Here is an 11,918-nt window from a genome sequence, read left to right on the forward strand (position 1 = left end):
CTCATGGTACAAATATAAGGCATAGCCATCAGAACATTACCACCTGCAAAGCAGGTGGATTTTTAAGATAAATTAAAGCTATAAATGGAGCAACCCATAAACATATTGGAACGTTATTGGAACTTTACCGAGTTCCGCCCCGAACAAGAGTCCATCATAAATGCGATCATTGAAGGGGAAGATACGTTTGTGCTGCTACCAACAGGTGGCGGAAAATCCTTATGTTTTCAAATTCCTGCTTTAGCAAAAGAAGGTATTTGCGTGGTTATTTCGCCATTGATTGCCTTAATGAAAGACCAAGTTCAGCAACTTAACGATAAAGGCATTAAAGCCATGGCGCTGACCAGTGGCATTACTTACAGCCAATTGGACACGCTTTTGGATAATTGTATTTATGGCAATTATAAGTTTCTTTACCTATCGCCCGAACGTTTACAGCAGGAACTCGTACAAGAACGCATCAGGCAAATGAACGTCAACTTAATTGCGGTAGATGAGGCGCATTGTATTTCGCAATGGGGCAGCGATTTTAGGCCTGCCTATAAAAATATAGCTCTTTTACGACAATTACATCCCACGGTAAATGTGGTGGCTTTAACAGCATCGGCAAAACCCGATGTAGTAGAAGATATTATAAAAGAGCTCGATTTTATTCAACCCAAAATATTTAAACAATCGTTTTCCAGACCCAATTTGGGCTACATGGTGTACCATGAAAACGATAAATATTATCGCATTGAAACCATTTTAAAAAAATATAAAGAATCGTCTATTATTTATGTTCGAAACAGAAAACTGACTTTAGACCTTAGTGCTTTTTTGCAATCAAAAAATATTTCTGCAACCTATTACCATGGCGGTTTACCAAATGCTGAAAAAGACAAAAACATGACGCTTTGGTTACAAAACCAAAAACAAGTGATGGTTGCCACCAATGCCTTCGGAATGGGAATTGACAAACCCGATGTTAAAACCGTCATCCATTTAAACTTGCCCGAAAGTATTGAAAGCTATTTTCAGGAAGCGGGTCGTGTTGGCAGAAACGGAGAAAAAGCTTTTGCCGTTATTCTTAAAAACAACAGCGACGAAGCGTTGGTGAAAAACCAGTTTTTAAACGTGTTGCCAACGGTTGATTTTGTAAAACAAGTGTACCGAAAACTGTGCAGCTACTTCCAAGTTTCTTATGGGGAAGGCGAATACGAAACATTTGATTTTGACTTTAACAGCTTCTGCAAAACCTATAATTTCAGTCCGATTTTATCGTATAACGCCTTGTTATTGTTGGATAGAAATAGTGTCATCACCTTATCAAAACAATTCAAAAATAAAGTCTCCGCACAATTCATCATATCGAGTGCATCACTTTTTAATTATTTGGAAACACATTCCAATTTCAATTTAATAGTGAAATCCATTTTAAGAATGTACGGTGGTATTTTTGACCACGACACCAAAATTGATTTAGCTAAGATTGCTGAAAAAGCATCTTCCAACGAAAATAGCGTTACAAAAATCCTTTTGCAATTGGAAAGCGACCAAATAATCACGTTGAATTTAGCCAAAACCGATGCCCAAGTCACCTTTATAGAACCTCGCGAAGATGATAAAACCATCAACCGAATTGCATCCATAATCGAACAACAAAACAAACTGAAACAGCAGCAAGTTAAAGCGATGCTGGAATATGTAGAAAACGATTCGGTGTGTAAAAGTGTGCAACTTCTTACCTATTTTGGCGAAAAAGATACCAAACCTTGCGGTATGTGTTCGGTTTGCACAAGCGCTAAAAAAACAGTAAAACCTCAAGAAGTTAGCAGCATTAAAAACCGTATTATCGAATTGTTGGAAACGGGCGATCAATCTTCCAGAGCTATGATAGCTGCTTTAAATTGTACCGATGCCGAATTAAAAAACATTTTAAAATTGCTTTTGGAACACGATATTATAACAATAACACCAACAAACACATATAAATTGAGTCATTTATGAGGGATTTAAAAATCATATTTATGGGTACGCCCGATTTCGCCGTAGCCACTTTAAAAAGGTTGATAGAACACAAATATAATGTTGTAGGTGTTATAACTGCCCCCGATAAACCAGCGGGACGCGGCCAAAAACTAAATGAAAGTGCCGTAAAACAATATGCCGTATCACAAAACCTGACTGTTTTACAGCCTACCAATTTAAAAAATGGCGGTTTTTTAAACGAACTGAAAGCATTAAAAGCCAATCTTCAAATTGTAGTTGCTTTTAGAATGTTGCCAAAAGTAGTTTGGCAAATGCCCGAATTTGGCACCTTTAACTTGCATGCATCGTTATTACCAAATTATCGTGGGGCAGCACCCATTAATTGGGCCATCATAAATGGTGAAACAAAAACAGGGGTCTCCACTTTCTTTATTGATGAAAAAATTGATACGGGCGACATGATTCTTCAAGAAAGTATCGAGATACATCCAGAAGAAAACGCAGGAAGCTTACACGACAAATTGATGCACCTTGGAAGCAAATTGGTTATAAACACAGCAGATTTAATCAAAAAAGACCATGTTAAAACGATTCCGCAAACAGAATCATCTGATATTAGAACCGCTTATAAACTAGACAGAGACAATTGCAAAATTAATTGGAACGATTCTTTGGATAACATCTACAACTTAATTCGCGGGTTGAGTCCGTATCCAGCAGCATGGTGTACGTTAATCAATGGAAACGACACTTTGGATGTAAAAATTTATAAGGCTGAAAAAGAAAAAACAGCACACAATGAACCCATCGGAACCATTGTTTCAACAAAAAAAGAGTTAAAAGTATCGGTGTCAAATGGTTACATCATTATTAAGGAATTAAAGCTTCCTGGGAGGCGTATGATGGATGTGGTTTCATTATTAAATGGCTATACCTTTGGAGCAGATGCCAAAATGCTTTAAATCCTTGTGGGCTTTGATATTAAAAAATTTCATCGACAAAACAAGCATTCTTTATTAACAAAAGCAGCTTTTTATCAACAAAACCGTGCATTTCCCTTGCTATTGCTTGTGTGGTTGCATAATCCGTATAAATTTGTAATAGGATTTAACAGAATGTTTAACCAATTTACTAATAATTAAAATTTTTATTATGAACAAAACAGATTTAATCGATGCCATGGCAGAACACGCTGGAATTACAAAAGCGGCTGCAAAAAAAGCATTAGAATGTGCGCTTATTGAAATTGAAGGAGCTTTACAAAAAGGTAACCGCGTTTCTTTAGTAGGATTTGGATCTTGGTCAGTTTCTAAAAGAGCTGCAAGAGAAGGTAGAAACCCACAAACAGGAGCTACTATAAAAATTAAAGCTAAAAAAGTTGTAAAGTTTAAAGCTGGAGCAGATTTATCAAACGCTGTAAACTAATTATTTACACCTTTTTATATCAAAATGCCTTCTATCACGATAGCTATCGTGAGAAGGCATTTTTTTATTTATTAACAAAAGAGTTGCTTTTTTAATAAAATAATATTAGATTTAGTCACTAATTTCTAACGAGTATGGTTACCATAACGCCCAAAAAAGGAAATTTATTGATTGCCGAACCTACCATAATTGGCGATACTTCTTTTAACCGATCTATTGTTTTGCTAGCAGATCATTCTACAGAAGGCTCTATCGGTTTTATTCTGAACAAACCTTTGGACTATACTATCAATGATTTGGTTCCTGAAGTTGAAGCTACTTTTAAGGTTTACAACGGAGGGCCTGTGGAACAGGATAATCTATATTTTATCCATAAAGTGCCCCATTTAATTCCGAACAGTATTGAAATTTCTTTGGGCATATTTTGGGGAGGTGATTTTAATAAGGTGGCAGAACTTATTGCCAAAAAAATTATTAGTGAAAATGATATTAAATTCTTTCTTGGCTACTCGGGTTGGGAAGCCGATCAATTGGAAAGCGAGCTAAAAACCAACTCGTGGGTGGTGACTGAAAATGTCTATAAAAACCAAATCATCGAAAAAAACTACGAAACGTTTTGGAAAGAAAAAATGTTAGAGTTTGGTGACCATTACAGTATATGGAGCAATGCCCCCGAAAACCCAAACTACAACTAGCCCAACCGTAATTTTACATTTATTTTTTGAAGTAACTTATTGGACACCTCCGTGTTGAATAACTTTTTTCTGTATTTGGTTATAGGTTGAATGCCTACAATCACATTGGTAATGAATAGCTCGTCTGCTTTTTGAAGTTCGAATGGCGATATGGATTCTTCTATAAATTCATATTCCGGCATACCTTTTAAAGCATCCATAATCTGCTTTCGCATTACCCCTTTTAAACAACCATCGCTCATGGGAGGTGTTTTTATAAAATTTCCTTTAACAACAAATATATTTCCGTTTAATGCCTCCACAACATGCTTATCGGTATTCAAAATCAAACAATTATTCAAATTATTTTCTTTAGCATAAACACTACCAACTACATTCAACGCCTTGTTGTTCGTTTTTAAGGTTGATAACAAACTAGGTGACACATAATGATCTTTAAACAAATCGACTTCATAAAAATCATCATTGATTGCATAAAAATCGCCCTCCATTTTCTTTGCACTGATTATAAAGCTGATATTGTTTGTAGTAGGCAAGTACAATCCACCTTCGTTTCTGTGCACAAACAATTTAACGCGTGCTGAAGCTTTATCTAAATCTGATGCTTTTAATGTGTTTTGAATTTGTTCTTCAAGAAATTCCATAGTAAAATTCATGGGGATTTCCATACGCATGATACGCATGGACGCCATGAGCCTAAAATAATGGTCTTCCCAAAAAAATAGTTTGCCGTGGGATGCTTTTATGGTTTCAAAAAGGGCATCGCCATAGGCATAGCCTCTGTTTTGAATGGATAATTGGTGTTCTTGATTTGAAATGGTGCCGTTAAAATTTGTCATAAAAAAGTCCCGTTCACATCATTTTTGTGAACGGGACAAATATAATTTAAATTCTTTATTTTGATTCCCGTTTTCACGGGAATGACAATTTCAATGGAAACTTCTAAGAGTTCTTTCAATTAGGCTGAACCCAATACTTGTTTTAAACTGGAAATTTGATTTTCCCAAAGCATTTTCGATTCTTCTACCTCATCTTCCTCGGCAAAATCGGTTACAATCAATGATACATCTTTTGTTATTTCATCAACTTGGATTTTAATCTCAAAATAAGAGGTTTGGTCATCCTCCTCTGTTATCCATCTAAACTTAATGCGCTCGCCAGATTTTTTGCTTATCAATTTTGCTTTTTCTTCACTATCGTCCCAAATAAACGTAAACAGCTCGCCTCTTGAATTCACATTATCCGAAAACCATTCTGACAAACCAGAAGGTGTTGAGATATATTGATAGATTAATTGAGGTGATGCCTGTATAGTAAATTCAATTTCATATTTAACTTTTTCGTCCATAAGTATCGTGAAAATTTTGAGTTCCCAATATATACATTAATTGATAAGTATAGCAACAATTTTTAATAATAATTTACACAACTTATGTTTGTAGAGAATAATATTGTTTTTATATTTGCAGCCTTAAATTATGGCGAGGTAGCTCAGCTGGTTAGAGCGTCGGATTCATAACCCGGAGGTCGGGGGATCGTGCCCCCCTCTCGCTACAAGGTAAATAAAGGCAAACCCAAGATTTAGGTCTTGGGTTTTTGTTTTAGGTACAACATAGGTACAACAATGATTGGTTTTGAAAAATTATTATTTATTTTGTTTCTATTTGGTGTTAATCATTAGAATTTGAATAATATCAAGGGATTTGATTAAAAACATACTTCATCTGTTTATTAAAAAAATTGAAAATTTCAGGAATTATTAAATTTTAGTTTCCAAAAAGAGACTCCTACCCCCCTTTTGCTCCATCAGTTCAATTTCCAGCTTCTCATTATCTCCCAACACAAATTTAGGAAGCACATAAACGAATCGTTCAACATTGCCATTTGAAACAGTTTTTGGGATTTTATACTTATATATAAGCTACATCCTGTTTTAATCTTTGTGACGAGGCCTTTTGCTTATTATTAGCATTAACCCTATAAAAATTCAGATAATCCATCTCAAAATCAATTCCGGATCTGTTCTTTATTTCCAAAACCATATAGACTTCGTTTTTATGGTATTTTAGTTTCAATAGTTTTAAAACGATTCCTTTTTTTCGTTTTGTTGCTATGGATTCATATTTTAATTGTAAAAGATATTCACTAAATCGATTGTAATAAGCTACATTATCTCCTTTTTCTTTAATAACAGTATCAGCTTTCTTGGATTTTAATATGGGCTTTTCATTCCCAATGCTTTCAGTTTCCGAGATAAAATGGTTTAACCTAGATATGGTATCTGCATATTTTAAAATATAAGCATAGACTTGACCATCATTGGTTATCGCCAGTAAGTTACTGTCCTCTCCTGGGCTTGCCTGAAGCAATCCAAAATACTGTCCTTTTTCCCTATTATAAGTAAACACAAAATTATCTGAACCCGTAATCCCTTGTAGAATGGTATTGGGAAAGAATAATGCGACATTATTTTTGTTGTTGGCGTAAATAGTATCTAAAACCATATGATTCTGTGCATTAACAACACTTGCTGTACATAAAATACCAAAAATTAAAAATTGTTTTTTCATCTTATTCTTTTTAATTATTGTCGATTATTGACTTGACTATCGACTTTTAGAATTAATCTGTAATTATTCAATACGGTTACTTTAATATTTCTATTGTTACGCTGAAATATCTTTTTGACGCCACCCACTTGTGGCAGACCTGCGATATTGATATCCTGGACCACATCATCAACCACTTCCCTGGTTGCATCGGCTCGAAAACTGTTCTCCACATAAATCCCTTCATTACCATCCTGATAATCAAAGGCCTTTAGTTTTGTAGGATGGTGGTTGATATTGTCAATGTTAATCATCGCTCGATTGGGCTGAAAACCTACAAACCCATAAATCAATGTGTTTCTGGGAATTAAAAAGCCGTTTATCTCAGCGTCCTTCATTAAACGCATGCGCAAGCGATAATTTGCTTTTACCGTTTGTGTACCATCAACAATCACTGGTATTAATATCTCCTGGTCTTTATTTGTGATTGAAGCTTCCTTTTGAGGGTTTGATGCAAAAAAGAGCTGTTGCTCCAAACCCAATTCCTTAGTTGAAACTTTTGGATCTATTTCTGGTAATGCAGATTCTGTTTTAGGTTTTACAATTGGGATAGGTTCTTTTGGCTCAAGATTATTATAATTACCTGCCGTATAATCCATACGTCCATTTTTATAAATACTATCCACCATGCGCATCTTTTCCTTATCCAATAAATCAGGGTCATAAACCCCGGTGGAATCCAATAGGCGTTCATCATAGATACTGGGCGCATTGGTTTGCCTGACTTCCTTTAAATCGTTTATGGCATCCAATTTTGATTGATATTCCTTCTGCTCATTCTCCAATTCGGGTATTGGAATTTGATTGTTCTGTATGGCTGGAGCTTCATCATCTCCCATAAGATAAAAGGCATACCCAACTACAAATAGTACGATACATAACAGTACCGCAGCAAACACTATTTTATTTTTCTCTAGTTTCATCTTGTTGTTAATTTGGTTTTATTGGGATTCGTAATCATCTGTTTTTCGCAGGCTACTTTCAAAGAAATTGGTAATGAGCAGACCATGGGTGTTATTGGGAAAATGTCTATCCACATGGATCAGATTTCCGGTGGTCATAAGTTCATAGGTATCGGTAATCGATCCTCGGTTGACCTCAAAAATGGTAGTGGTCTCAAACGCATAGGGCTTTTTTTGTATGTTCACTTTAGAAATGATGGATATTACCCGTTGCACCAAGGAGTACTGCAACAATCGGTTATAGACCCCATCGGCTTTTTTCTGTCTGTACAAAGCATCCACGGAACTATTTCCAAGCCACAAGGCTTTCTCCAAATGTTTTTCATAATTACTGGCATCGATATGATAGAAGCACTTATGGAAAAGTTCCAAATGGGCCAGGGCTTCCACTTCCAAATTTTCTTGTTGGTTGACTAATTTTAAAGGAATCACGCTTCCTTCAGTACTGATTGCAAAGGCATTATTAACAGTTTCCTTATGCAGTTTTACTACAAGAAAAACCGAGACCACACAGGTAAGTGTTGCTCCTATGACAACCGAAAGAACAATAAAACGGTTTAGCTTTAATATGGTATAAATGTTTTTATAAGGTGTTTTTGTTTTCATTTTATTATTGATATAAAATCGATTATTATTTTGCCAAATGTGCCTTAGGCACCGCCTGAGAAGAGTTTGAAAACGAATGAGGTCGCTTTTTTATAGAGTTTGAATTTCAGCAGTACCACAAACCCAATGGACCCCAATTGGATGACTGGTGCAAAGAGCTCACTACCCCAATCCGTTCCGAAAAGCGTAGACCAAAAATTAGTATTAACCTCAGTGTAGAGATTGTTCACAAATACATTGACCAGAAAAAAGGCAGGAACCAGCATATACACACCTGTATAAAGCTTAAAGAAATTATAAGCCAGATTCCTGAAATTTTCAAATACCGCAAGACTGATGACCAAGGGGAAAAAAGCCTGCATAATGCCCAACAGAAAATAGCGTTCAGCAAGAAACAAAGGGTAAATAAACAAATCCAACAACCATAGGAACAGTCCCATGATAAAGGCTATGACCTTTAACCCAAACAATGGCGTTACCAAAGCTTCATAAAGTAAGGACATTGCTTTTGTGGCGGCTTCCAAGGCACTCACATCCTGTTCCAAATCCACATCTTGCATCTGAAGTGGAAGGAGTGCCGGAGCCGTGTCCCTATATTGTGATTCTATGGCGACCAGTATAGCATCAAAGACCCCTAAAACCTGGGTGGAGAATAATACGAGAATAACGACCGCAAAATTCTTTGCCAGTTCCGAAGGCGTCAATCCCCACGTATAGCCCTCATTATTAGCAATACCTTCATTGTATTATTTTAGGATATTGATCAGAAAAAACAATACCGCCAAGGTTTTCATGCCCGTAATGGTATATTGTGAAAAATCACTGTTCTTAATAGTGGTAAAAACTGCATCCACATATTCCAATCCTATTCCTAAAAAGATACCTGCCATAATCAATAATTGGTTTCTCTGTTATTGATTTTGCCCTGCATTTCCCTGAAGGATATAATCTCTTGATAGCGTTTCGTTTTCTGGGTGATTTCCGCTACCATTTCTTTGGAACGTAATTCTTTTTCTTTTAGAAATACAGCGCGTTCCGCATCGGTCATTTTAAGATTGTTACTGGACAATATCTGACTTACAAAATCCAAGTCCTCTACAGAACGTTCTATGATGGTGTTAAAAGATTCGGACACACGGTTGATTTCATCAACTTTTATATATGGCGAGTTAAGGATGCCCCTTAAATCATTTTGTACCATATTATAAAGTTTCTGGTTGTTTCTATAAAGTTCCTTGACAGCTTTGAGTTGCTTGATAACATTGCTGACCTGTTCGATACGCTCTTTTTGTTCTTTTAAAAATCTGACCGTTTTTAAGAGTTCTGAGGTTTGTTTTGCCGATTCTACCAGTGATTTAGCCAAACTTATAAAATTGGTATTATCATAAACAGGCATCCCTTGGCAGGCAGCGCCTGCTGGCATTAATAACGCAAAGGTCAGCGCTAATACTAGAATTTTGATGTTGTGTTTCATTTTCTTAAGTTTTAAATGTTAATACTACAGCAGCTTATGGCTGTTTTTTGATAAAGGTTTTTATTGCTGTTTCCATATTTTGGGTTTGCTTATAAATGGTCATTATGGCCTCGTTTTCTGTGCCGTCTGTTAGGTAGGCTGCAAAGACTTCTTTAGGGACTTCCAATCGAAAAATGTTGCTTTCCTTGCCGATCTTGATAAACATCTCGGTGTATTTTCGCTTTCCCGTCAGGTTATTCCTTATGGATTTCAATTGATTCAAATCATGGCTTGACAGACTCAATCTGTTTTTTATTTCTTCATAGCCTTTCTCATTTTTGAGACTGTAAATCACCTGAGTATTTTCCAAAATACTTGCCGATGTCGAATTATTAGGTAATTGATTGATGGATTGCAAAATAATCCCAATCGCTCCGTTCTGTTTTCTAATGGCCTGATAGTAGAACTCAACGCTCTCCAGTACATTTTTGAATTTGAGCTGTTTGGCAAACTCATCAAAAAGAATAATACCTCTTTCCGCTTTGTTTCTCCAAATGGTGCGCTGAATGGCAGATTTGATAAGCTTCAACATCACAGATAGGATTTCTTTATTGTCCTTGACTTCATCCAGTTCAAAGACTATCATGCGTTTGTCCTCTATCTTAAAGGTCTGGTCTTCGCTTACATTAAAAAGGAAGCTGTAAAGCCCATCATTAACATACTCCGAAAGAATATGCAGAAAATCATAGAGATTAAAATGTCGTTCCTGTATCTGAAGATCTTTTAGAAGGGTATCCTTTTTATCATCTACAAACTGATACAAACTAGCTAAGGAATGGGTATCATTACTACCATTTTGGTAGTAATACCTGATCACTTTTTTAATAGCGACTTCTTCGCCTTTGGTGTTCTCCTGTCCTGAAGCCAACAGCTCCAAAAGGAATATGGCCAAATCCTCCAACCTCTCTGGGGTAACATCGTCACTATTTGTTATATAAAAGGGATTGATACCCAGATTTTTCCCTTGCTCATATCTTAGAATGATATGGTCATCGGGATAGAGCTTTGCAAATTTGGAATAGGAACCTCCTAAATCGATAATGACCAGCCGAACGTCGGCCTCGAAGTATTGCCGAAGTATATTATTGGCTAAAAACGATTTACCTTCTCCTGTTGGTGCGAAAATGGCAAAGTTTCGTGCCTTGATGCGTTTCTTCTGTTCGTCCCAGACATCTTTGAGTACGGGAATGTTATGTTGCCTATCGTTAAATATGATGCCTGTAGCATCCGATTTATAATTGGTATTGTTTATGAAAAGACAAAGGGCGTGTTTCAAATCGGTAACATATAGGTCTTCATTGGAGAAATTCGAAGCGAAGCATGGGTAGGAGTTCAAAAAATACTGTTTCCGCTCTTCCCCTTTTGGGTAGTATGGTACTATATCGAGTTCCTTAAATTCTGTTTTAATCTTAGAAGCTATGCTTCCTAGATCTCGGGCTTCCTGAGACCAGAAGACCATGTTTAGATGGCCTCGAATAATTCTGGACGAATCGTCCTCGTTGATTTTAGTAACAATGTCTTCAATCTTCTTTAGGATGACTTTATTCTGTGTCCCAAAATTGGAACTCTTGTTGAGTTCTTCTATTTTCTTCTCCAGAAGTTTACGCCATTTGTGCTTATCATCCAAATAGATGATTTGATTGATGATATGGTTTTCATTGAGGTTCAATCCCAAACCATCCATAAAGCCTTGGTGGAACACAAAATCATCTGAGGTAAACTTATCATTGGTCTTGCTACTCTGTACTACATCACCAAAACACCCTTCACTATTGACTGCCAGTACATCAAAGTGGTTCTCACCAATTTCTATATCTGATTTTTTAAGCTGGATATCGGTATCAAAACCTTCATTAAACCCATTAAAATAGGTGTTGGTCATATGGATGATGTCGCTTGGCTTTAATGGACTCAGGGACACCCTGCGGCTGTTATTAATAAAAGAGACAGCATCGTTTACGGCATTGATAAACTCTTGAAGATGATGATCCATGTGCTTGTGAATCCCTTTTTCTATGTTTCTAAAGGGATTGGTAAACTTGGAGGCGTTTAAGGATTTATTGTAACTAATCAGTAGCAAATATATCGGTTTTGCATAAAACAGTGCTTCATTAACAATTTAAGTAATTTTATTAAC

The 11,918-nt window shown here is 36.2% G+C and carries 12 protein-coding genes, 1 tRNA gene and 1 pseudogene; 5 read left to right on the forward strand and 9 right to left on the reverse strand.

All coding sequences use genetic code 11. The features are described 5' to 3' along the window. The first annotated feature begins 84 nt into the window (after positions 1–84). The 4 genes from ACU1LP_RS18435 (at position 85) to ACU1LP_RS18450 (ending at position 4,091) form a co-directional block, all read left to right on the forward strand. Complete coding sequence (locus ACU1LP_RS18435) at positions 85–1,989, forward strand: RecQ family ATP-dependent DNA helicase (protein WP_445737006.1); 1,905 nt, start codon at positions 85–87, stop codon at positions 1,987–1,989. Further along, positions 1,986–2,933 carry a methionyl-tRNA formyltransferase gene (fmt, locus tag ACU1LP_RS18440; protein ID WP_445737007.1) on the forward strand — a complete coding sequence of 316 codons (948 nt, stop codon included), beginning with the start codon at positions 1,986–1,988 and terminating at the stop codon, positions 2,931–2,933. The genes ACU1LP_RS18435 and fmt overlap by 4 nt, the downstream gene beginning before the upstream one ends. A 190-nt stretch (positions 2,934–3,123) precedes the next feature. Continuing rightward, the gene (locus ACU1LP_RS18445) at positions 3,124–3,396 is read left to right on the forward strand and encodes an HU family DNA-binding protein (protein WP_117178369.1); all 273 of its coding nucleotides are present in this window, start codon (positions 3,124–3,126) and stop codon (positions 3,394–3,396) included. Positions 3,397–3,530: 134 nt separating this feature from the next. Next, complete coding sequence (locus ACU1LP_RS18450) at positions 3,531–4,091, forward strand: YqgE/AlgH family protein (RefSeq protein WP_445737008.1); 561 nt, start codon at positions 3,531–3,533, stop codon at positions 4,089–4,091. On the opposite strand, the gene ACU1LP_RS18455 is transcribed toward ACU1LP_RS18450, so the two are convergent. Beyond that, complete coding sequence (locus ACU1LP_RS18455; RefSeq protein ID WP_445737009.1) at positions 4,088–4,930, reverse strand: aminotransferase class IV; 843 nt, start codon at positions 4,928–4,930, stop codon at positions 4,088–4,090. The genes ACU1LP_RS18450 and ACU1LP_RS18455 overlap by 4 nt on opposite strands. Positions 4,931–5,049: 119 nt before the next feature. Beyond that, positions 5,050–5,439: an START-like domain-containing protein gene (locus tag ACU1LP_RS18460; RefSeq protein WP_445731057.1), complete on the reverse strand. Its 390-nt coding sequence runs from the start codon at positions 5,437–5,439 to the stop codon at positions 5,050–5,052. A 132-nt stretch (positions 5,440–5,571) separates the two neighbouring features. On the opposite strand from ACU1LP_RS18460, the gene ACU1LP_RS18465 reads away from it, so the two are divergent. Continuing rightward, positions 5,572–5,645 (forward strand) — tRNA-Met (locus tag ACU1LP_RS18465). Positions 5,646–5,850: 205 nt separating this feature from the next. Here ACU1LP_RS18465 and ACU1LP_RS18470 read toward each other — a convergent pair. The 7 genes and pseudogenes from ACU1LP_RS18470 to ACU1LP_RS18500 all read right to left on the reverse strand — a co-directional run bounded on the left by ACU1LP_RS18470 (position 5,851) and on the right by ACU1LP_RS18500 (position 11,861). Beyond that, complete coding sequence (locus ACU1LP_RS18470; protein WP_445737010.1) at positions 5,851–5,949, reverse strand: hypothetical protein; 99 nt, start codon at positions 5,947–5,949, stop codon at positions 5,851–5,853. A 52-nt stretch (positions 5,950–6,001) separates the two neighbouring features. After that, a complete protein-coding gene (locus ACU1LP_RS18475) occupies positions 6,002–6,661 on the reverse strand; it encodes a DUF4138 domain-containing protein (protein ID WP_445737011.1) in 660 nt (219 codons plus the stop codon). Positions 6,662–6,675: 14 nt separating this feature from the next. Continuing rightward, entirely contained in the window at positions 6,676–7,623 is a 948-nt protein-coding gene (gene traM / locus ACU1LP_RS18480) for a conjugative transposon protein TraM (protein WP_445737012.1), read from the reverse strand. A gap of 18 nt (positions 7,624–7,641) precedes the next feature. Further along, positions 7,642–8,268, reverse strand: a complete 627-nt coding sequence (locus ACU1LP_RS18485) for a conjugal transfer protein TraK (RefSeq protein ID WP_445737013.1) — start codon at positions 8,266–8,268, stop codon at positions 7,642–7,644. Between the two features lie 44 nt (positions 8,269–8,312). Beyond that, positions 8,313–9,158: pseudogene (locus tag ACU1LP_RS18490) on the reverse strand (hypothetical protein). Between the two features lie 2 nt (positions 9,159–9,160). Continuing rightward, a complete protein-coding gene (locus tag ACU1LP_RS18495) occupies positions 9,161–9,742 on the reverse strand; it encodes a conjugal transfer protein (protein ID WP_445737014.1) in 582 nt (193 codons plus the stop codon). 34 nt (positions 9,743–9,776) lie between these two features. Continuing rightward, positions 9,777–11,861, reverse strand: a complete 2,085-nt coding sequence (locus ACU1LP_RS18500) for a VirB4 family type IV secretion system protein (RefSeq protein ID WP_445737015.1) — start codon at positions 11,859–11,861, stop codon at positions 9,777–9,779. Positions 11,862–11,918 lie beyond the last annotated feature (57 nt).

The organism is Mariniflexile sp. (assembly GCF_052728615.1).